This is a genomic window from Oceanicaulis sp. (genome assembly GCA_040112665.1).
In the GTDB taxonomy this organism is placed as follows: Bacteria; Pseudomonadota; Alphaproteobacteria; order Caulobacterales; family Maricaulaceae; genus Oceanicaulis.
In genome coordinates, this window is sequence record CP157796.1 from 242556 (window position 1) to 263183 (window position 20628).

Sequence of the window (20628 nt, forward strand, 5' to 3'; positions counted from 1 at the left end):
TAACCGTGGCGTTTTCGACACAGCGCTTATGGGGATATTCAACCCGCCCGGCGCGGCGGCGGGGTCAGGGCCGCGAAGAGCAGGCCCGCCGCGCCGCCGGCGATCACCTGGGCGAGGAAGCCGGTCACGGTGCGCGCGCCGGCGATCATCTGCACGCCGAAGAACACCTGCTCCATCAGAAAAAGCGCCACCGCGACGCAGACCGCGCCCGCACCGGCGAAGACGATCGTCCTGAGCCCGGTGAACCGGTTGAGCGCCGATCCGGCCAGAAAGGCCACCAGCAGGCCGATCCCCAGGATCGCGCCGTAGAGCGGACCCAGCCCGGCGAGGTCGTAGGCGATCATCGAGACCGCCGGCCCGGCTGAAATCTCCGCGCCGATCTCTTCGAGCATGCCGATGACGAAGGCCGACTGCAGGGCGGTGGCGAGCACGGCCAGCACGATCGTGGCGGCGAGCCACCCGCCGATCCATTTCAGAACGCCCATCGCCCCCTCCCCTTCAAGGCTTGGCCCGGCCCGCGCGCCGGGTCATCATGGCCGGAAGCATGACCCGGACGCGCCGCCGCGCCAAGACCCCGGGCCGTCTTAGGGGAGCGACGTCCATGATCCGTATCGCAGCGCCGGCCGCCGCCGGGCTTTGTCTCGCCGCCTGTATCGCCGAGCCTGAAGCGCCTGAGCTCGCCGAGATCGACCCCGCCACCTACGCGGTCGAGGTCGTCGCAGGCGGGCTCGCCCATCCCTGGGACATCGCCTTCCTGCCCGGCGGGGACATGCTGGTGACCGAGCGGCCGGGACGGCTGCGGGTGATATCGGGCGGGGTGCTGCAGGACGAGCCGGTCAGCGGGGTCCCCGAGGTCTACGCCGAAGGCCAGGGCGGGCTGCTCGAGATCATGCTCGCGCCGGACTTCGCCGACAGCCGCATCGTTTATATCAGCTACGCCTCCGGCGACGCGGAGGCGAACGCCACCTCGGTGATGAAGGCGCGCTACGAGGACGGGGCGCTCACAGGCGGCGAGGTCATTTTCACCTCCAGCCCGGCCAAGGACACGACCACCCATTTCGGCGGCCGCATGGCGGTCCTGCCCGACAGCTCGATCGTGCTGACTCTGGGCGACGGCTTCGCATATCGCGAACAGGCCCAGCTCGCCACCAACCATCTCGGAACGATCGTGCGGTTCACGCCCGGCGGCGCGCCTGCGCCGGGCAATCCCTTCATCGACCAGGACGGCCCTGCGGCGTTTGTCTGGTCCTACGGTCACCGCAACGTGCAGGGGATCGTCTTCGACGCGCAGAGCGGTCTGCTCTACGCCCACGAGCACGGTCCAGAAGGCGGCGACGAGCTCAATCTCATCGAGCGCGGGGGCAATTACGGCTGGCCGATCGTCACCGGCGGGGTGGACTATAACGGCGCGCGCATCAGCCCCTACACCGATCACGAAGCGCACGGCTTCATCGCGCCGATGATCGAATGGACGCCCTCGATCGCGCCGGGCGGCATGACGCTTTACGACGGCGCGCTCTTCGAAGACTGGCGGGGCGATCTGTTCGTCAGCGCGTTGTCAGAGCGCGCGATCCACCGCATCGATCTCGACGCCTCGGGCGCGGTGCAGAGCGAAGAAGTCATGCTGACCGAACGCGGCCAGCGCTTCCGCCAGATCGCCACCGGCCCTGACGGGGCGCTGTACGTGCTGACCGACGGCGGCGGCGACGGCGAGGTCCTGAGGATCACCCCCGCCGGATAGATCAACCCGGCGACAGCGTCAGCACCCGCGCGCCCTCGGGCGGCGCGTCCGGACCCCAATCGTCGCGGATCTCGAAATACTCCCCGCGCGCCCAGCGCTCTGCGAGATCGCCGTGATGGGGCGAGAGCGGATGGCCGCTCTGTCCCGGCGCATGCATGTAAAGCGACCGGTTGAGGTCGGCGAGGTCGTAGATCGCGCGCATGGAGGCGGCGTGGAAGGCGTCGTAGCTGCCTGAGCGATAGCTGAAATGCGCGACGTTGACCGTCGACCCGTCGCCGGGAACCGGCACGCGGTTTTCGAACATGCCGCCCAGCAGCGGCAGCCCGCCCAGCGGATGGTCGAAAACCGCCTGATGCGCCTCGCCCCAGCGCCAGGCGTCGATGTCGCGGCCGAACCGCCGCGCGGTCTCCGCCATCGCCGCGTCCAGCGCCAGCCCCGCGGTCACAGCGCAGGTCTCCACCGTCTCTTCGGTGCGCACGTCGTCGCACCAGCTCGAGGCCGAACCGGTCAGCGCCTCCTCCATGAAAGCGCGGCGCGGCTGGTTGAAGGCCGGCGCGGCGGGCCCGAGTTCGTCGGACCAGAGCGCCGGCGCCAGAACGCGCAGCCAGGCTGAGACGATCAGCGCTTCAGGCCCGTCCGCATCGAGCGCGCCGTCCCAGGTTTCCAGCCGCCCCAGCGCCTCAGCGCCGAGCTGGGTTTCCGGTTCAGCGCCCAGAAGCGCGGGCATGATCCGGCGGACCTGCTCGCTCACCACGTCCATCTGCATCGCCTTGAAGCTTTCAAGGTCGTGGCGCTCGACCGCTTCGATCATCTCTTCGATGCGCGGCGCGCGATAGACGCCGTAGCTGCCCGGCAGCGGATAGGGATAGGCCGCGCCTGCGACGAGATTATTGCCCGAGGCGATGAAGCCGCCGCGGGGGTTCTTCACCCGGGGCAGCTCCTCGAACGGCACGAAGCCGGTCCAGTCGCCGGTTTCAGGATCGCGGATCGGCAGAAGCCCCGCGGTGGTGTAGCCGATCGTGCCGTCCACCCCGGCGTAATGCATGTTCTGCATCGGCGCGGTGTAGCCCCAGCTCGCGGCGACGAACCCGTCCCAGCCCTCGGCGAGCATGATCTGATAGGCCGCGTCCGCGCCGCGATTGCCCGGATCGTCGAGCGTGGAGCGGCGCACCACCAGCGCGTCGGGATCGAAGGCGGACAGCTCGAACCATTCGCGATTCAGCACCGGACCTTCATCGGTCTCGCGCACGGTGATGGTCACCGGGCCGCGGCGGCCGCGCACCTCGATCTCTTCGGTGCGCTCGGTGGCGGTGACCGCTTCGGGGTCGCGCTCGACCAGATCGATCACGTCGAACCCGGTGTTGGTGAAGCCCCAGGCGCCGTGCGCGTTGCGGCCCAGCAGCACGAAGGGCGCGCCCGGCGCGGTCACCCCGATCACCGGCCCGCCGGAAAGCTGCAGGCGGACGTAATACCAGATCGACGGGCTGGAGAGCCCCAGATGCGGATCGTTGGCCAGGAGCGGCCGACCCGTCGCAGAGCGCCGGCCCGCGACGATCCAGGCGTTCGATCCGGGCATGTTGTCGGGCTGCGCGCCCGGTTCGGGCAGGCTCTGCGCCGGAGCGAGCTCCTGCACCCGCACCTCGTCCATGGCGGCGCGCACGTCGGCGTCCTTCAGCGTTGTCGGCGCCCAGTCGGGAAAGCCCGCCATGAATTCAGCGCGCTTGTCCGCGTCGAGAATGTCGCGTAGGCGGGCCCGCTCGACGTCTTCGCCGGCCCCGGCGGCGAGGTCGTCGGCGAAGCTCAGCATCACCGCCGCGCTGTCGGCGATCGTCCAGGGCTCGGGTCTGGCCCGCAGAAGCACGTATTCGGGCGCGACGGGGCCTTCGGCGAGCCGGGCGTTGATCCCGGCGACATAAGCCTCGACCGCGGCGCGGGTCTCCGGGCTCATCTCGTCTACGAGGGACTCGGTGATGGCGGCGTAGCCCATCGTCCGGGTGCGCGCGTCGGCGGCGATGTAATCGGGGCCGAACAGCGCGGCCAGCCGGCCCCGGACATAGCGCCGGATCAGGTCCATCTGGAAGAAGCGTTCCGAGGCGTGGGTGTGACCGAGCGCGAAGAACACCGCCGCGTCGGTCTCGCCGAAAATATGGGCGACGCCGTTCGCATCGCGGATCACCCGGGCCGGCGCGTCCAGACCGGCCGCGTCGATCCGGCCCGAAGTGACGGGCTTTGAGGCGTTGAACCGTTCGACGAGAAAAGCCGAGGCTGCGACCCCCAGCACCACGACCAGCACGCCGAGCGCGAACGCGCCCCTGGCGATCCATTTGAACATCAGGCCCCTCCCCCTCGAACGTGACGCGGCGCGAGCCCCGCCTTGGCGCGCCGCGAAGCCGCCGGGCGTTTCCCCGCCGCATGCGCCGCACTAGTGTCTGCGCACGCAGATAACGGCGATTCGGATCATGACCGCTTCAGGACCGGAAATCGAACGGCTCATCCAGCTGCTGGCCAAGCTGCCGGGTCTCGGCCCGCGCTCGGCGCGGCGCGCGGCGCTGCAGCTGTTTCAAAAGCGCGAGGCGGTGATGATCCCGCTGGCCGAAGCCCTGGGCGAGGCGGCGCGGAAGATCACCGCCTGCGCGTCCTGCGGCAATCTCGACGTCACCGATCCGTGCGCGATCTGCCGGGACCCCAGGCGTGACGAGTCGGTGATCTGCGTGGTCGAGACGGTCGGCGATCTCTGGGCGCTCGAGCGAGCCGGCGCGTTCCGCGGCCGCTATCACGTGCTCGGCGGCGTGCTGAGCGCGCTGGACGGGATCGGCCCGGAAGAGCTCAACGTCGCAGGGCTCATCGAGCGGGCGCGCGGCGAGGCGGTGAGCGAGGTGATCCTGGCGCTCAACGCCACCGTCGACGGGCAGACGACCGCGCACTTCCTCGCCGACAAGCTCGCCGGCGCGAACGTGTCGGTGACCTCGCTCGCGCGCGGCGTGCCGGTGGGCGGCGAGCTCGACTATCTCGACGACGGCACGCTGTCGGCCGCCTTCCGAAGCCGCCGCCCGGCCTGACCGGTCAATCCAGGCTCAGAAGCTCGGGATCGCCGCCCTGTGCGGCGATGTTGATCGTCACCGTGCGCTCCGCCGCGAACCGGGTCACATAGTTCGGACCGCCCGCCTTCGGACCGGTGCCGGACAGGCCTTCACCGCCGAAGGGCTGCACGCCCACGACCGCGCCGATCATGTTGCGGTTGACGTAGACATTGCCCGCCGGAACCGCCTCGCGAACCGTGTTGAAGAAGCGGTCGAGCCGGGAGTGCACGCCCAGCGTCAGCCCGTAGCCCTTGGCGTGCAGCGCCGCCGCGCACTCGCCGAGCCGGGACTTCTTGTAGCGCATGACGTGCAGGATCGGCCCGAACTTCTCTTCGGTCAGCTGGTCGAGGCTGGAGATCTCCACGAGCGCGGGGGCGAAATACCGGCCCTTTTCGTTCAGCCCCTCCGCCAGGCGCGCGCGATGTAGCACCTTGGCGTTCTGCTGCATGTCTTCGAGATGGGCGGTGAGCCTGGCGTGCGCGTCCGCGTCGATGACCGGGCCGATATCGGTGGCCGGATCGGACGGATCGCCCAGGGTCAGCGCGTCCATCGCGCCCTTGATCCCTTCGATCAGGCTGTCGGCGGTCTCTTCGGGCAGGAACAGCACGCGCAGCGCCGAGCAGCGCTGACCGGCCGAACCGAACGCGCTCATCACCGCGTCGTCGATCACCTGCTCCTTGAGCGCGCTGGTGTCCACGAACATGCCGTTCAGCCCGCCGGTTTCCGCGATCAGCGGCACGATCGGCCCGTCTTTGGCGGCCAGCGTGCGGTTGATGATCCGGGCCACGTCCGTGGAGCCGGTGAAGCACACCCCGTCCACGCGTTCGAGTTCGACGAGCTTGGCGCCGATCTCCCCGCCGCCGGGCAGAAGGTTCAGAAGACCGTCAGGCAGGCCGGCCTTCCTGAACAGCTTCACCGCCTCATAGGCGATGAGCGGGCTTTGCTCCGCGGGCTTGGCGAGCACGGCGTTGCCGGCGGCCAGCGCCGCGGCGACCTGTCCGGTGAAGATCGCCAGCGGGAAATTCCACGGGCTGATGCACACGAACACGCCCCGGCCGCGCAGTTCGAGATGGTTGGTCTCCCCCGCCGGCCCGGGCAGGCGCTGGGGACCGTTGAACTTCGTCTCGGCCTCGACCGCGTAATAGCGCAGGAAGTCGACCGCCTCGCGCACCTCGGCGACCCCGTCCGCCAGCGTTTTGCCGGTCTCGCGGGTCATCAGGGCGATGAGCCGGTCGGTGTCTTCCTCCATCAGCTCTGCGATGCGGCGCAGGATCTCGGCGCGCTCGGGCCCGCCGCGGCGGTCCCAGTCGGGCTGGGCGGCGCGGGCGCGTTCATGGGCGCGGTCGACATCGCCGGGCGTGGCGTCGCGCACGCTGGCCACGGTGAAGCCGTGATCGGCCGGGCTGGTGCGGCTCTCGCCGCCGTCTGCGAAGGCTTCGCCGTCGATGATCGGCCCGCACTCATAGGGCGCGCCTTTGTCGAACTCGGCCTGGGCTTTCGCCAGACGCTCGCGGACCGAGGCCTGGGCGAGGTCCACCCCGGCGGAGTTCCGGCGCGCCTCGCCGTAGAGCATGTTCGGCGCGGCGATGAAGGGGTGACGGTCGAGCGTGGGCGCCATGGAGAACGGCCCGCGCGCCACGTCCTCTGCAGGCACGTCGTCGTCGAGGAAGGCGTGCACGAAGCTGGTGTTCGCACCGTTCTCAAGAAGCCGGCGCACCAGATAGGGAAGCAAATCCTCATGGCTGCCGACCGGGGCGTAGACGCGCACCGGCCCGAGATCCTCGCCCCAGGATTCCGCAGCCGCGGCGTAAAGCGGCTCGCCCATGCCGTGAAGGCGCTGGAACTCGTAAGGCGGACCGCCGGCTTCCTTGGCCACCTCGCGCACCGAGCAGACGGTGTGGGCGTTATGGGTGGCGAACTGAGGATAGATCGCTTCAGGCGCTTCGAGCATGACCCGCGCGCAGGCCAGGTAATTCATGTCGGTCGCGGGTTTGGTCGACCAGACGGGGAAGTCCTCGTGGCCGGCGATCTGGGCGTGCTTGATCTCGGTGTCCCAGTACGCGCCCTTGACCAGGCGCACCAGGAAGCGCCGGCCGGTCTGACGGCCGAGCTCGGCGACCTTCTCGAGCACGGGCAGCGCGCGCTTCTGATAGGCCTGCACGGCGAGGCCCAGCCCGCCCCAGCCTTTCAGCGAGGGCTCGCGGGCGAGGCGCTCGAGGATTTTCAGCTGGATGACCAGCCGGTCGCTCTCCTCTGCGTCGATGCAGACCGCGATGTCGGCTTTCGCGGCTTTCTCGCACTGCTCGAGCACGCGGGGATAGAGCGTCTCCATCACCTCGGCTTCCTTGACCGCCTGATAGCGCGGGTGGAGCGCGGAGAGCTTGACCGAAACCCCGTCGACTTTCTCGATCGGGCCGTCCTGGCGCTTGGCCGCGACCGCGTCGAGCGCTTCGAGATAGCGTTTCTGGTAGCGCCTGGCGTCGGCGTCAGTGCGCGCGCCCTCGCCCAGCATGTCGAAGCTGAAGAGCGGTTTCTGCCCGCCATACTGTTTCCAGTTCCGGCCCCGGCGGATCGCGCCCTCGATCGAGCGGCCGAGCACGAACTGCTCGCCCAGAATGCGCATGGCGCGGCGGGTGGCGGTGCGGATCACCGGCTCGCCCATCCGGCCGGCCATGCGGCGGAAATATCCGCCCGGGTCACGGCGCGCGGCCGGATCGACATTGGTGATCGAGCCGGTGAGCATCAGCCCCAGCGTGGAGGCGTTGACCAGCCAGTTGTCGGATTTCCAGGCGTGCTCGGCCCACTGACCCGAGCCGATCTTCTCGCTGATCAGATCGTCGGCGGTGTCCTTGTCGGGCACGCGCAGCAGCGCCTCGGCCAGGCACATCAGCGCCAGGCCTTCCTTGTTGGACAGGCCGAACTCCTGAAGGAAGCTCTCCATCAGCCCGCCGCCGCGGCGGGTCTTGCGTGCGGTCTTGACCAGCTTGACCGCCTCGTCGCCGGCGCGTTTTCGCGCCTCGTCCGACAGGCCGACCCGGCCGTCCAGCCTGCGCGCGAGTTCACGCTCGTCGGCGAATTTGTAGGCGTCGATCTCGTCCCAGGCGGTCAGGGAATCGTCGAGGTCACGCATGAGCAGGCTCCGCTGGGGCGCGCGTCGAAGCGGCCCGGATCGCTATACTGGCGGGGACAATGGCCAAGAGTGCAGCGCGCGGCAAGTGAACCGCGCCGCGTGATCCGGCCCGCCCCGGATTTCGCTGAACGTCAGAAACGCGGCGCACCGACGCGGCGTTTCAGGACGTCAGCAGTTTCAGGGATTTGGCCGGGGCGGCGGTGTCAGTCCGGCTGAGCGTCCTGCGCGGTCGTCACCTCGGCCATGACCCGCTTGAGCAGCATGGCGCTCACTGCGAGGACCGTAAAAGTCACGGCGTCGATCCAGAACGAAGCGATGATCGCGCCGATCTCCGCGTCTCCGGTCCAGCCCACGAGCCGGGTGGCGATGTTGCCCAGGATCGAGCCGCCGACGAACGTCGCCCACCACCAGCCCAGATGCGCGCCGCGCCCCTGCACGCCCGCACGCTTGCGCGATCTGGTCCAGATCTCGGACATGCCCAAATAGGGCATGAACAGCGAGGCGATCGGGATGAAGTACCAGCCCACGGCCCAGCCCGGCGACATGTCGGTCTGCTCGCCAGCGAGGCGCAGGTTCTTCATGGCGCGGAACGTGAACCGGCACACCATGACGATCGACGCGATGAACAGCGCGAGATAGGTCACCGCCAGCAGCAGGCTTACGAAATCCACCCCGTCGAGCAGTCCGTCGGGGACGAACCCGCCGGCCATGATGTGATGAAGCGCGAGCGCGCCCGCGATCTTCACGACCGCGAGCGCAGCCGAGACGATCGCGAAGCAGATCAGAACGCGGCGGGCGACCACGAACAGGCCGGCAAGCGGCCGCGGCGCCTCAGACTGCGGCGCAGCCGTTCCCGCATCCATTCCGATCGCCATCGCGTCCCCCTCTTTAACCGTGACAGCTTAGGGCGGTTTTTCTTTCAGGGGCAAGGCGCGCCGCCCCCGCAGCGCGCAAGGCTTCGCCTTGCGGCGGAAACACGCTAAAGAGCCCGCCAACGCGTTATTTCCTATCAAGCCGGAGCCTTGTAATGGACGAGAGCGCCCCGCTGCGCATCATGCTGGTCACCGACGCCTGGGAGCCCCAGGTGAACGGCGTCGTGCGCACCCTGTCGCGCACCGTCGACGAGTGCCGGGAGATGGGGCACGAGGTGGAGGTCATCCATCCGGGCCTGGGCTTCCGCACCTTCCCGCTGCCGACCTATCCCGAGATCAAGATGGCGATCGGCGCGCGCGAGGAGATCGAGCGGCGCTTCAAGGAGTTCGAGCCCGAGGCGATCCACATCTCGACCGAAGGCACGCTGGGCCAGGCGGCCCGGGCGATCTGCCTGAAATGGAAGCTCCCCTTCACGACGAGCTACCACACCAAGTTTCCCGAATACGTGCACGCGCGCTTCCCCTTCATCCCGCTCGAGGCGGGCTACTGGTTCATGCGCCGCTTCCACAATTCGGGTAACCGGCTGATGGTCGCCACGCCCTCGATGCGCGACCACCTTCAGAAGAAGGGCTTCAACAACATCACCGCCTGGGCGCGCGGCGTGGACGTGGAGCTGTTCCACCCTGACAAGCGCCATATGGGCGGCCAGTCGGTCTATGAGGGGATGGAAGGCCCGATCTTCGTCTATGTCGGCCGCGTCGCGGTGGAAAAGAACATCGAGGCCTTCCTGAAGACCGACCTGCCGGGCACCAAGGTGGTGGTCGGTCCCGGCCCTCAACTCGAGGAACTGAAGAAGAAATATCCCGAGGTGAAGTTCCTGGGCTCCAAGTCCGGCGTCGAGCTGGCGCGCCATTTCGCGGACGCCGACTGCATGGTCTTCCCCAGCTTCACCGACACGTTCGGCCTGGTGATCCTTGAATCCATGGCGACCGGAACGCCGGTGGCGGCCTATGTCGCGGACGGACCGAAGGACATCATACCCGGCTCGAACGCCGGCGCGGTCAATGACGACCTCCGGACCGCCTGCCTTGAAGCGCTGGAGATGAAGCGCGAGGACTGCCGCACCTATGCCGAAGGCTATTCCTGGCGGTCCTGCGCGGAAGAGTTCGTGCGCAATCTCAAGCCCCAGCCCCGGCCAGAACGCCGGCGCTTCTGGCGCCGCCTGCGGCGGCTCGGCCGGCGCGGCTAGAAAAAAGCCCCGGAGCGCCGCTCCGGGGCTTCTTTTTTCCTGAGGCCTCAGGCCGATCAGGCCGCGGCGTCGCCTGAGCGGTCGTCGCCGGTGTCGGACTTGGGCTCGGCGGCCTTCAGCGCCTCTTCAGCCGCCGGGTCGGCGGCGCGGCGGCGGCGCGGCTTGGGCGCATCGCCGTCTTCACCGTCGGCCTTCTTGCGGCGGCCGCGGCGCGGCTTGTCTTCGGACGCGCCGGCCTCTCGGGCGGCGTCGGCCTCGGGATCGACCACTTTCAGCGGATCGTCCGAACCGCTGTCGTCGGACTGGCCCTGAGCCTGGTCGTCGTCGCGGCGGCGGCGGCCCCGGCGGTTGCGATTGCGGCTGTTGTCGTCGTCCTGACCGTCGCGCGCATCGGCGTGCTCGGGCTGACGGTCCTGGCCGGAGCGATCGTCGCTGCGGTCCTCGCCACGCCCGCCGCGATCACCCCGATCGCCGCGCCGGTCGTCACCGCGCTCGCCCCGGTCGTCACGCCGGTCATTACGATCCTGACGGTCGTCGCGGCCGCCTTGATCGGAATCCTGGGCGTTTTCGTCGCGCTTGGGCTGATTGGCCTGCACGATGCGCAAGTAATGCTCGGCGTGCTGATAGTAATTCTCGGCCATGACCCGGTCGCCGGACGAACTGGCGTCGCGGGCGAGCTGCATGTACTTGTCGTAAATGTGCGAGGCGTTGCCCCGGACTTTCACATCCGGCCCGTTGCTTTCGAACGTCCGGTTATTGTTGTTGCCGGGCTTGCGCCCGCGTCCGCGTTGCCGCTTCATGCCTGAAACCTGATCTCTTCGGGCGGTTTTCGTTCGTCCGGCGCTCTTCGCCGGCGCTAAGTGGGCTTTTGCGCGCCCGCCCGGCGGATAACCGCTCGGGTCCTGCAAGATCGTCGCGCCTGAAACTCCGGCGTTTGTCTTGCGTCGCGTGTGGGCCTTGTCGTCCCCGGCGAGGATCCGCCACTAATCGCGGTCACCCCGGTCTCGATCCAGAACGCTTCGAGGACGGGCGCACCCTAGACGCATCCGGCGAGCGATTCCAAGCCCTTTCTGCATGAAAACGCGCAAGGCGGCTTATCGGCGCGTTATAACCACCGCCCTGTCCCGACCGGCGAGGTCGCGCATCAGCTCCGCCCGCCAGCCTGCGTTCCGCGCCAGCGTCGTCGCCGCCTCGCCCTGGTCGTAGCCGATCTCGAACACGGCGGTTCCGCCCGGCGTCAGAAGCCGCCTGGCCTCTTCGAAAAGGTGCGGATAGGGCCCCAGCCCGTCCGCCCCGCCGTCGAGGGCCAGGTGCGGCTCATGATCCCTCACCTCGGGCTCGAGCGTGCCGATCACGCCTGTGGCGATATAGGGCGGGTTGCAGACCAGAAGATCGAACGGTCCGTCCACGCCGTCCGCCCAGCTTGTTTCAACGAAGCTGACGCGGCCCGAAAGCCCGTTCATCGCCGCGTTCTCCCGCGCCACGGCGAGCGCGGCGGCGGAGAGGTCGGTGGCCACCCCGCTCGCGTTCGGCAACTCGCTCAGCAGCGCCAGCACGATCGCGCCCGAGCCGGTGGCGACGTCCAGAACGCGCACCGGCGCGGACCGGTCGGGCACGGCGCCCAGCGCGGCTTCGACGATGGTTTCAGTGTCCGCCCGCGGGGTGAGCACGTCCGCGGTCACCTTCAGATCCAGCGTCCAGAACCCGACCGTACCGAGGATCTGAGACAGCGGCTCGCGCCGTTCACGGCGTGCGATGAGCGCCTCGAACGTCGCGGCTTCTTCGGCGGGGGCGGTTTCGTGCATCTGCGTGATCAGCGCCGTCTGGCCGAGCCCGCCGGCATGGGCGAGCAGGCGGCGGGCGTCATCGCGCGCGTCCTCGACCCCGGCGGCCGCGAGCCGCCGGGCCGCTTCGGCGATGAGGTCGGACCGCCTCAGGCCTCTTCCATCGCCGCGAGCCTGGCGGCCTGGTCTTCGGCGATGAGCGCGTCGATCACCTCGTCCAGCGCTTCGCCGGAGAGGATCTCGTCGAGCTTGTAGAGGGTGAGGTTGATGCGGTGATCGCTCACCCGGCCCTGCGGGAAGTTATAGGTGCGGATGCGTTCGGAGCGGTCGCCCGAGCCCACCTGGCCCTTGCGCTCGGCGGCGCGGGCGGCGTCCTTCTCGCTGCGCTCCTTTTCGTAGAGGCGCGCCTTGAGCACTTCCATCGCGATGGCGCGGTTCTGGTGCTGGGACTTCTCCGAGCTGACCACCACGATACCGGTGGGCAGGTGGGTCATGCGCACGGCGGATTCGGTCTTGTTGACGTGCTGACCGCCCGCGCCGGAGGCCCGCATGGTGTCGATGCGGATGTCCTCGTCGCGGATCTGGATGTCGACGTCCTCCGGCGCGGGCAGGATCGCCACGGTCGCCGCGGAGGTGTGAATCCGGCCGCCTGATTCGGTGACCGGCACGCGCTGGACCCGGTGCACGCCGGATTCCCATTTGAGCTTGCCGAACACCCCGCCGCCGTTCACTGCGGCGACGATCTCCTTGTAGCCGCCGACCTCGGCCTCGCTCGCCTCGACGATCTCGACCTTCCAGCCGCGATTGGACGCGTAGCGCTCGTACATGCGGAACAGGTCGCCGGCGAACAGGGCGGCTTCGTCCCCGCCCGTGCCGGCGCGAATCTCCAGCATGACCGAGGCGTCGTCGTCCTTGTCCTTGGGGATGAGCAGAAGCTGCAGCTCGCGTTCGAGCGCAGGCACGCGCTTTTTCAGGCTCGCGCGCTCTTCTTCGGCGAGGGCGACCATGTCGCGATCCTCGCCGTCCTCGATGATCTGGTCGGCCTCGGCGAGGTCGGCGCGCGCGGTCTTCAGCTCGCGCGCCTTATCGGCGACCTTCTTGAGGTCGGCGTGTTCCTTGGACAGTTTGACGATCTCGTCAGGGTCCGAAGCGGACCCCAGACGGGCCTCGACCTGGTCGAACCGGTCGATCACCTGATCGAGCTTTGCGTTCTGGATAGCCATGCCCGCTCAGTTACGCGCGGGCGCGACGTTTGGAAAGGGGGCGCGGCTGCGGGGGCGGCGGCCCGTTCAAGCTTCGCACCGCCTGTGGCATACTGAAGATATGACGCGACAGGAAACGATCGAGCGCTTGAAGCGCCTGAAACCTTTCTTTGAGGAGAAGGGCGTAAGGCGCGTGCGCTTTTTCGGCTCTCACGCCCGTGACGAGGCGGGTCCGGACAGCGATCTCGATCTGATCGTCGAATTCGAACCGGGCCGGACGCCGGATCTGTGGAGCTTTGTAGGGATCGGGCTCGAACTCGGCGACAAGCTCGGCGTCGAGGTCGACCTGTTCACGCCCGACAGCCTGCATCCGCTTCTTAAAGACAAGATCGAGGGCGCGGCGATTGAAGCCTGAGAAGGATTGGCGGGTCTATGTCTACGACATGGCGACCTATGCGCGGCACGCACGGAGCCATGTCGCAGGGTACGACCGCGCGCGCTTCGACGGCGATCTCAAAACCATACATGCGGTCACGCGCTGTATTGAAATCGTCGGCGAGGCGGCCAATCGGGTTCCTGAAGACGTGAAGGCGAGAGCGCCCGGCGTGCCCTGGCGCCGTATCATCGCGACCAGAAACGTGGTCGCACACGCCTACGGTGACGTCTCGCTGGACGTGATCTGGAGCCTTGTGAGCGACGGGCTGCTCGAAGACCTGGAACACGAGATGCGCGCCCTACTGGACGCACCCCCGCGCTGACCCGCCCTATTTCTTCGACAGTACGGCGAAGCCGATGACGGGGGCGATCAGGATCCAGATCCAGAGAAAGAAACCGGCGGTCATGGGGGACTCCTTTGCGGGGCTGCTGGTTCGAAGAACCGCCCCGCAAAGGCTTTGTTCCGGGCCTCTCGCAAGGCCCTGAAAGGGCTCGACCCTCAGGTCTGCGCGCGCGAGAGCGTGGCGATCGTTCCGGGAAATTCGTAGGCCTCGAGCGCGTCGATCACCGCTTCAGGGGTGGCGCCGACCTTCAGCATGTCGCGGTGCTTTTGCTCCACGAAGCCCTCCCCGCGCATGGTGTCGAGGAAGCTCAGGAGCCCGTCGTAATAGCCTTCGACGTTGAGCACGCCGACCGGCTTTTCGTGACGGCCCAGCTGGGACCAGGTCCAGACCTCGAACAGCTCCTCCATCGTGCCCAGCCCGCCGGGCATGGCGATGAAGGCCTCGCTCTCCTCGGCCATCATCAGCTTTCTTTCGTGCATGGAGCTGACAATGCGCATGTCGGGCACGCGCGGATGGGCGATCTCTTTCTGATGAAGGAAGTCGGGGATGACGCCGGTCACCTGACCGCCCGCATCCACGCAGGCGTCGGCGAGCACGCCCATCAGCCCGACCTGCCCGCCGCCATAGACCAGGCGGATATTCTGTTCAGCCAGCGTGCGGCCCATGGCCTGAGCCGCTTCGCGGTAGGAGGGAGCGGCGCCGGTGTTGGAGCCGCAATAGACGCAAATCGATGTGAGTTTCATAAGCTTCCGTATAAACCGCAGCGCGCCGGGCGCCGAGCCTCAATTCCGCAAGCCCGCTCCGCGTTCCGGCGATTGCGCAGCGCCGTGCAGATCAGCCGCCGGTCAGCACCCGCCTCAACCCGACCGCGCCGTGCACCAGCGGCGCAATCAGCGCCGCCTGCAGCGGCCCGCCATGCTTTCTGAAATAGGTGACGAAGCTTTCCGCCTTCCAGCGTTCGACCTGGGCGCTGGAGACCTCTGAGGTGGCCCCGGCATGGGTGACGCTGACGCGCGGCTCGAAAACGACAGCCCCGCCCGCCTTCCGAGCGCGGGCGCACAGATCGATGTCCTCGACATGCAGGAAATAGTCCTCGTCGAACCCGCCCAGCGCCTGAAATCCGGCACGCGTCATCAGCATCGCCGCGCCTGAGACCGTGGGGACCTCGACCGCGGTGCCGGGCAGCGGCTCGCGGGAGCGGTCGAAACCGCCAAGGCCTGCAAAGCTGCGCGAGGCGGAGAGGAATGTGAGCGCCCCGCGCCGGCCGCCGCGCTGCTCGACGCCCTCTTCATCGACCAGCCGCGCGCCGACGACCACAGGTTCGGGGAAGGCCGTCGCCGTTTCGGCCAGCCGCGCGATCGCGCCTTCGGGCAGGACGGCGTCAGGGTTGAGGAAGAGCAGGCAGGCGCCGGAGGCCGCGCGCGCGCCGATATTGCACCCTTTTGAAAAGCCGAGATTTTCGTTCGTGCGCACGATCTTCAGCCGCGGCTCGATGGCCGCGAGTTCGTCCATCCGGGTGCGGGTCTCGGGCGGGTTGTCGTGATCGACGAGGACCAGCTCGTCCGCCTCTGAAGCCAGCACCGAGGCGACCGCGTCGAACAGCACCGGCCCGGTCCGGTAGCTGACCATGACGACAGAGACGCTCACTGCTCGGGCTCGCGCGCATCTGTCAGCGCCGGGTCGATCGGCCGGGCGGGGCGTTCGCGGAAAGCCCAGATTTTCCAGAACGGCGCTGCGGTTCTGGGCCTTGCGGGATCATAGCCGTGGGTGCCGAACGGCCGGCAGCGCAGAATTCGTCCCGCCGCGAGCCAGCTTCCCCGCCACAGCCCCTGCGCACGCACGCAATCAGCCGCATAGGCCGAGCAGGTCGGCTCGTGCCGGCACCTCACGCCCAGCGCATAGAAGACCGGGGAGATCGCGTATTTGTACCCGGCGAGCAGAGCCAGGCCGAAGCGGGCGGGCAGGCGGTTGAGCATGGGCGACCCTTTCGGCCCGCTTATCGCCCGCCGCTCGAAGCGCTGTCCACCGCGGCGCGCGCGAAGGCTTCCGCGGCGGCTTCAAACGCCAGCAGAATCGAGCCGTGACGCTGGCGATAGCTCGCCGCCGGCTGCAGCGCGGAGAGTTCGGAGAACCGGCCCTCGGGCGGCGGCGCGCCGTCCTTCAGCATGGCCTTGAGCCCGTCGCGCCCGGCCTCGATCTCCGCCCGGCTCGCGCCGATCGCGTTCCTGGCCAGCACGCTCGCGCTCGCCTGACCCAGCGCGCAGGCCTGGAGATCAAGCCCGATCTCCGCGATGGTCCCGTCAGCGCCGAGCCTGATGTCGACAACCAGCTCCGACCCGCAAATGCGCGAGGTCTTCGCAGCGCTGCCATGGGCCGAGGCGAGCCGGCCCAGATGCGGGATGTCGGCTGCGAGCTTCAGCACGTCGGAGGAATAGGCGTCGGTCATGGATCTTAGGTCCGCTCGCAGGCGGGCGATTTCAAGACCGCTTCATCCGCCATATCGTGCCTTCCGGTCCGTCCTCGGCCTGAACGCCCTTTTCATCGAGCGCGAAGCGGATCTGATCGGCGGTGGCGAAGTCCTTGCGGTTTCGCGCCTCCACCCGCTCGGCGATCAGCCGGTCGATCTCCGCCCGCTCTTCCGGGTCCAGGGAATCGAGGCCGAACCAGGCGTCCGGATCGGTTTCGAACAGGCCCAGCAGGCGGCCCGCGGCGAGGAGCTCGCCCTTGGCCTCGGCCCGCTCGGCGTCGGTTTCAGCCTTGTTGGCGCGGCCGGCGATCTCGAACAGGGCGGCGAGCGCGCGGGGCGTGTTGAGATCGTCGCAGAGCGGGTTCAGCACCGAAGCCGGCGCCTCGGTCCCGGCCGGCGCGACGTCCTTCAGGCGGCGCAGCACGCCGTAGAGCCGGTCGAGCGATTTGCGCGCCTGCTCGATCAGCTTCGGCGTCCAGTCCAGCGGCTGGCGGTACTGGCCGGACAGAAGGCCGTAGCGGATCGTCTCGCCGCGGATCCCGTCTTCGAGCATGGCGTGCACGGTGACGACATTGCCCTCGGACTTGCTCATCTTCGAGGACTCCATCGACAGAAAGCCGTTATGGAGCCAGTAGTTGGCCAGCGGCGCGCCGCCATGGGCGCAGACCGACTGGGCGATCTCGTTCTCATGGTGGGGGAAGACCAGGTCGATCCCGCCGGCGTGAATGTCGATGGTCTCGCCCAGCGAGCTTTCGATCATCGCCGAGCATTCGATATGCCAGCCCGGCCGGCCCGGCCCGAACGGGCTCTCCCAGACCGGCTCGCCCTGCTTGGAGGGCTTCCACAGCACGAAATCGGCCGGATCCTTCTTGTAGGGGGCCACTTCCACCCGCGCGCCGGCGATCATGTCCTCGAGCGAGCGGCGCGACAGCGCGCCGTACTGCTCATACGCCTTCACGGAGAACAGGACATGGCCCTCGGCGGCGTAGGCGTAGCCGTCCTCGATCAGCCGGGCGATGAAGGCGATGATGTCTTCCATTGCGCCGGTGGCGGTCGGCTCGAAGGTCTTGGGCAGCACGTTCAGCGCGGCTGCGTCCTCGTGATAGATGCGGGTGAAGCGCTCGGTGATCACCGAGATGTCCACGCCTTCCTTGGCGGCGGCCTGATTGATCTTGTCGTCCACGTCGGTGAAGTTGCGCGAGCTCAGAACCGCGTCCGCGCCGTAGATCTCGCGCAGCAGGCGGAACAGCGTGTCGAACACGACTTCGGGCCGGAAATTGCCGACATGAGCGGGCGCATAGACCGTCGGGCCGCAGACATACATCGTCACCCGCGCCGGATCGATCGGGGTGAAGACGCGCTTCTTGCGCGCCGCCGTGTCGTAGAGCTTGAGCTCGGTCATGGCCGCTGAACGCCTCGTTTGATGGGCAAAACGGCGGTCTACACCGAAGCCTCTCAGCGAAAAAGAGGGCGCGGCCATTGGACGGGGCCGGATAAAGGCCTAATTAGAGGCCAGGCGCGGGCGATCCCCCGCGCTGAAAGACCGCTACGAAGACCCGGCGAAAGCCCTGGCGGACCTGTCCGCTGCGCGCCGAGCCGGATCCGGAAACCGGTACTTCGCACAGGCCCCGCGCCCGTGCGCCCGTCAACGAAAGGATCCGCTGACATGGACGCCATGACCGACAAGACCACCCTGGCCGCAGCGCCCGCCACCGAACCCGTCCGCCCATCCCGCGAAGACGCCGAAGAAGCCGTGCGCACCCTGCTGCGCTGGGCCGGCGACGACCCCAGGCGCGAGGGCCTGCTGGAAACGCCCAAGCGCGTGGTGAAGGCCTATGAGGAATGGTTCCGCGGCTACGCCGAGGACCCGAAAAAAATCCTCGGCAAGCGCTTCGAGGACGTGCAGGGCTATGACGAGATGGTGATGCTCACCCATATCGACGTCGAGAGCCATTGCGAGCACCACATGGCGCCAATCCTTGGCACGGCCTGCGTGGCCTATCTGCCCGACCGCGCCGTGGTGGGCATCTCCAAGATCGCCAAGGTCGTCGAGATGTACTCCAAGCGCCTGCAGACCCAGGAAACCATGACCGCCCAGATCGCCGACGCGATCGAGGACGCCATGCAGCCGCGCGGCGTGGCCGTGTTCGTCGACGCCAAGCACCAGTGCATGACCACGCGCGGCGTGCATCACCCCAACGTGTCGACCATCACCACCACCTTCACCGGCGAGTTCAAGGCCAACCCCGAACTGCGCGAGCGCTTCATGCGCCTGTGCGAAAAATCGCACCGGTAGAAGCGTCGAGCTTCGAAACGGGAAAGCCCGCGGCAGGCGCCGCGGGCTTTTTCGTGTCCGGATCCGGCGCAAAGAAAAAGCCCGGCGGGCGGACCCGCCGGGCTTTCGTTTGCGCCGTGAAGGCGGCTCAGCGCACCTCGCGGAACGCCTCGCAGCTCAGGCAGGTGGCGTAGATCCCGTTGGGATCGTTCATCATGTTGATCTGGCGCAGCTCGCCGGCGGTCGCTTGGGCGGCCTGGACGAAGAGCCCGGTGCCGAACAGTCCGTCAGGCCCGCCGATCATGGCGCCCGCTTCCATGCCGAGCGCTTCGAGGATTTCCTGCACCGGATCGGATTCTTCTTCAAAGACCGTGATCCGGTAATCCTCGAGTTCGGCCATCTCCGCCGCGATGCGGATCGCGTCGTCGAAATCGCCGAGCTCGTCGACCAGGCCGTTGTCCAGCGCCTGCGCGCCGGTCCAGATCCGGCCTTGGGCGACCGCGTCGACTTCCTCCAGCGTCATGTTCCGGGCCTCGGCGACGATGGAGATGAACTGCTGGTAGCCCTTCTCGATCCCGGCCTGGAAGATGGTGTTCCACTCCTCGGTGATCCCTCCGGTGACGGACGGGCCGCGGGCGGTGGCGGTCAGCGACACGCCGTCCTCGTACACGCCGATATTCTCAAGCGCGTTCTCGAAGGTCGGGATAAAGCCGAAAATCCCGATCGAGCCGGTGATGGTCGTGGGCTCGGCCAGGATGCGGTTCGCCGGGGTGGCGATCCAGTACCCGCCCGAGGCGGCCACGCCGCCCATCGAGGCGATGACCGGCTTGCCCTGAAGGCGCGCCATTTCCAGCTCTTCGCGGATCAGCTCGGAGGCGAAGGCCGAGCCGCCGCCCGAATCGATGCGCAGCACGATGGCGCGGACGTCGTCGTCCAGCCGCGCCTGACGGATCAGGCGGGCGTGGATGTCGCCCCCGATCGCGCCGCCGTCGGCCTCGCCGTCGATGATCGAGCCCACAGCGTAGATGACCGCGATCTTGTCGCCGCGCAGCTTGGGCGCGGGCTTGTTAGCCTCGGCGTACGCAAGGAAATCGGTGGCTTCCAGCCGGCCGGTGTCCTCGTCGATGCCGAACCGCTCGCCCATCGCCTCGATGAAGGCCGAACGGCCCGTCAGCGTGTCGATCAGACCGGACTGTTCAGCGACGACCGCGGTGTCGCCGTTGGCGGCGATGAGGCGGGCGGGGAACTCGTCGGCGTAGGACTGGAGCGCGTCCGGCGCAAACCCGCGGGCTTCGCCGACCGTGGTCTTGTAGGCGTCCCAGATGTCGCCGAACACGACGCGGTTCGCTTCAGCGGCCGCTTCGCTCATCTCGTTGCCCAGGAAAGGCTCGAGCGCGGACTTGAAGGTGCCGACCCGGTAGACGTTCACCGTCACGTTCAGGCGCTCGAGCAGCTCGGCGAAGTACTGGCGGTAGACCGCATAGCCGGTGACCTGGGCGGCGCCCATTTCATGCATGTAGATCTCGTTCGCCTGCGCAGACAGGAAGTACGAGCCGTTCATGAAATAGTCCGAATAGGCGATCACTTCCTTGCCGGCTTCGCGCACCTTGCCGATCTCCTCGGCGATGGTATGAAGCGCGGCCGGCGTGGCGCCGCCGAGCCCGTCGAAGCGCACGATGAGCGCGTTCACGTCCTCGTCCTCGGCCGCCGCGCGCAGCCCCTCGACCACGTCGCGCAGCAGGATCTGACTGGGCGCGCCGCCGCCGGTCAGGGCCGCGGTAAACGCGTCGCTCGGCGACACGATCGCTTTTTCCTCGACGATCACGCCTTCGGGCTCGAACCAGAGCACGCCGGTCTCGGCGATCTTGAATTCGTCGCTGTCGAACAGAGACGCGATGAAGGCGAAGACGAAAAATACGATGAGAATGATGCCGAACACGCGCAGAATGCCGTGCTGGACCAGACCGATCCACCGCCAGATCGCGGCGGGAACGGACTCTTTGTGCTGTTCGCTCATGGCGCCCCTCCAGGTACGCAGCTTTTCCCCA

19 protein-coding genes are annotated in these 20628 nt (G+C 68.0%); 6 read left to right on the plus strand and 13 right to left on the minus strand.

All coding sequences use genetic code 11. The features are described from left to right. Positions 1–38 precede the first annotated feature (38 nt). A complete protein-coding gene (locus ABL308_01260; protein XBQ16517.1) occupies positions 39–485 on the minus strand; it encodes a hypothetical protein in 447 nt (148 codons plus the stop codon). Positions 486–601: 116 nt separating this feature from the next. Here ABL308_01260 and ABL308_01265 point away from each other — a divergent pair, with 116 nt between their 5' ends. After that, positions 602–1741: a PQQ-dependent sugar dehydrogenase gene (locus ABL308_01265; protein XBQ16518.1), complete on the plus strand. Its 1140-nt coding sequence runs from the start codon at positions 602–604 to the stop codon at positions 1739–1741. Between the two features lies 1 nt (position 1742). Here ABL308_01265 and ABL308_01270 read toward each other — a convergent pair whose 3' ends face one another. Continuing rightward, positions 1743–4073 (minus strand): penicillin acylase family protein, encoded by a 2331-nt coding sequence (locus tag ABL308_01270; GenBank protein ID XBQ16519.1) that lies wholly within the window; start codon positions 4071–4073, stop codon positions 1743–1745. 124 nt (positions 4074–4197) lie between these two features. On the opposite strand from ABL308_01270, the gene recR reads away from it, so the two are divergent. Beyond that, positions 4198–4800: a recombination mediator RecR gene (recR, locus tag ABL308_01275; GenBank protein ID XBQ17696.1), complete on the plus strand. Its 603-nt coding sequence runs from the start codon at positions 4198–4200 to the stop codon at positions 4798–4800. 4 nt (positions 4801–4804) lie between these two features. Here the strand turns inward: recR and putA are convergent, their stop codons facing one another. Together putA and ABL308_01285 are read right to left on the minus strand one after the other, a co-directional pair. Beyond that, a complete protein-coding gene (gene putA / locus ABL308_01280; GenBank protein XBQ16520.1) occupies positions 4805–7951 on the minus strand; it encodes a bifunctional proline dehydrogenase/L-glutamate gamma-semialdehyde dehydrogenase PutA in 3147 nt (1048 codons plus the stop codon). Between the two features lie 203 nt (positions 7952–8154). Continuing rightward, positions 8155–8826 (minus strand): DUF4328 domain-containing protein, encoded by a 672-nt coding sequence (locus ABL308_01285; GenBank protein XBQ16521.1) that lies wholly within the window; start codon positions 8824–8826, stop codon positions 8155–8157. Between the two features lie 170 nt (positions 8827–8996). Between ABL308_01285 and ABL308_01290 the strand changes: the two genes are divergently transcribed. Beyond that, positions 8997–10073, plus strand: a complete 1077-nt coding sequence (locus ABL308_01290; protein ID XBQ17697.1) for a glycosyltransferase family 1 protein — start codon at positions 8997–8999, stop codon at positions 10071–10073. Between the two features lie 56 nt (positions 10074–10129). Here ABL308_01290 and ABL308_01295 read toward each other — a convergent pair whose 3' ends face one another. The 3 genes from ABL308_01295 to prfA form a co-directional block, all read right to left on the minus strand. Further along, complete coding sequence (locus tag ABL308_01295; GenBank protein ID XBQ16522.1) at positions 10130–10873, minus strand: DUF4167 domain-containing protein; 744 nt, start codon at positions 10871–10873, stop codon at positions 10130–10132. A 294-nt stretch (positions 10874–11167) separates the two neighbouring features. Next, a complete protein-coding gene (prmC, locus tag ABL308_01300; GenBank protein XBQ17698.1) occupies positions 11168–12010 on the minus strand; it encodes a peptide chain release factor N(5)-glutamine methyltransferase in 843 nt (280 codons plus the stop codon). After that, positions 12007–13080 (minus strand): peptide chain release factor 1, encoded by a 1074-nt coding sequence (prfA, locus tag ABL308_01305; protein XBQ16523.1) that lies wholly within the window; start codon positions 13078–13080, stop codon positions 12007–12009. The genes prmC and prfA overlap by 4 nt, the downstream gene beginning before the upstream one ends. A gap of 100 nt (positions 13081–13180) precedes the next feature. On the opposite strand from prfA, the gene ABL308_01310 reads away from it, so the two are divergent. Both ABL308_01310 and ABL308_01315 read left to right on the plus strand, forming a co-directional pair. Then, the gene (locus ABL308_01310) at positions 13181–13474 is read left to right on the plus strand and encodes a nucleotidyltransferase family protein (protein XBQ16524.1); all 294 of its coding nucleotides are present in this window, start codon (positions 13181–13183) and stop codon (positions 13472–13474) included. Further along, complete coding sequence (locus ABL308_01315) at positions 13464–13817, plus strand: HepT-like ribonuclease domain-containing protein (protein ID XBQ16525.1); 354 nt, start codon at positions 13464–13466, stop codon at positions 13815–13817. The genes ABL308_01310 and ABL308_01315 overlap by 11 nt, the downstream gene beginning before the upstream one ends. Before the next feature lie 176 nt (positions 13818–13993). Here ABL308_01315 and ABL308_01320 read toward each other — a convergent pair whose 3' ends face one another. From ABL308_01320 to cysS, 5 genes are all read right to left on the minus strand, one after another. After that, complete coding sequence (locus ABL308_01320; GenBank protein ID XBQ16526.1) at positions 13994–14581, minus strand: TIGR00730 family Rossman fold protein; 588 nt, start codon at positions 14579–14581, stop codon at positions 13994–13996. Between the two features lie 91 nt (positions 14582–14672). After that, entirely contained in the window at positions 14673–15485 is an 813-nt protein-coding gene (locus ABL308_01325; protein XBQ16527.1) for a glycosyltransferase family 2 protein, read from the minus strand. Next, entirely contained in the window at positions 15482–15814 is a 333-nt protein-coding gene (yidD, locus tag ABL308_01330; GenBank protein XBQ16528.1) for a membrane protein insertion efficiency factor YidD, read from the minus strand. The genes ABL308_01325 and yidD overlap by 4 nt, the downstream gene beginning before the upstream one ends. A 20-nt stretch (positions 15815–15834) precedes the next feature. Continuing rightward, entirely contained in the window at positions 15835–16284 is a 450-nt protein-coding gene (locus ABL308_01335) for an iron-sulfur cluster assembly scaffold protein (GenBank protein XBQ16529.1), read from the minus strand. A gap of 31 nt (positions 16285–16315) precedes the next feature. Continuing rightward, positions 16316–17707: a cysteine--tRNA ligase gene (cysS, locus tag ABL308_01340; GenBank protein XBQ16530.1), complete on the minus strand. Its 1392-nt coding sequence runs from the start codon at positions 17705–17707 to the stop codon at positions 16316–16318. 264 nt (positions 17708–17971) lie between these two features. Here cysS and folE point away from each other — a divergent pair, with 264 nt between their 5' ends. Beyond that, positions 17972–18601 carry a GTP cyclohydrolase I FolE gene (folE, locus tag ABL308_01345; GenBank protein ID XBQ16531.1) on the plus strand — a complete coding sequence of 210 codons (630 nt, stop codon included), beginning with the start codon at positions 17972–17974 and terminating at the stop codon, positions 18599–18601. A 127-nt stretch (positions 18602–18728) separates the two neighbouring features. Here folE and sppA read toward each other — a convergent pair whose 3' ends face one another. Then, entirely contained in the window at positions 18729–20597 is a 1869-nt protein-coding gene (gene sppA, locus ABL308_01350) for a signal peptide peptidase SppA (GenBank protein XBQ16532.1), read from the minus strand. Positions 20598–20628 lie beyond the last annotated feature (31 nt).

Coding starts and splice junctions, on each gene's coding strand:
- ABL308_01270 (XBQ16519.1), bottom strand. CDS start 4,073: ATGTTCAAATGGATCGCCAGGGGCGCGTTCGCGCTCGGCGTGCTGGTC.
- ABL308_01285 (XBQ16521.1), bottom strand. CDS start 8,826: ATGGCGATCGGAATGGATGCGGGAACGGCTGCGCCGCAGTCTGAGGCG.
- ABL308_01265 (XBQ16518.1), top strand. CDS start 602: ATGATCCGTATCGCAGCGCCGGCCGCCGCCGGGCTTTGTCTCGCCGCC.
- putA (XBQ16520.1), bottom strand. CDS start 7,951: ATGCGTGACCTCGACGATTCCCTGACCGCCTGGGACGAGATCGACGCC.
- folE (XBQ16531.1), top strand. CDS start 17,972: ATGGACGCCATGACCGACAAGACCACCCTGGCCGCAGCGCCCGCCACC.
- ABL308_01320 (XBQ16526.1), bottom strand. CDS start 14,581: ATGAAACTCACATCGATTTGCGTCTATTGCGGCTCCAACACCGGCGCC.
- ABL308_01335 (XBQ16529.1), bottom strand. CDS start 16,284: ATGACCGACGCCTATTCCTCCGACGTGCTGAAGCTCGCAGCCGACATC.
- yidD (XBQ16528.1), bottom strand. CDS start 15,814: ATGCTCAACCGCCTGCCCGCCCGCTTCGGCCTGGCTCTGCTCGCCGGG.
- prfA (XBQ16523.1), bottom strand. CDS start 13,080: ATGGCTATCCAGAACGCAAAGCTCGATCAGGTGATCGACCGGTTCGAC.
- ABL308_01295 (XBQ16522.1), bottom strand. CDS start 10,873: ATGAAGCGGCAACGCGGACGCGGGCGCAAGCCCGGCAACAACAATAAC.
- cysS (XBQ16530.1), bottom strand. CDS start 17,707: ATGACCGAGCTCAAGCTCTACGACACGGCGGCGCGCAAGAAGCGCGTC.
- sppA (XBQ16532.1), bottom strand. CDS start 20,597: ATGAGCGAACAGCACAAAGAGTCCGTTCCCGCCGCGATCTGGCGGTGG.
- ABL308_01310 (XBQ16524.1), top strand. CDS start 13,181: ATGACGCGACAGGAAACGATCGAGCGCTTGAAGCGCCTGAAACCTTTC.
- ABL308_01260 (XBQ16517.1), bottom strand. CDS start 485: ATGGGCGTTCTGAAATGGATCGGCGGGTGGCTCGCCGCCACGATCGTG.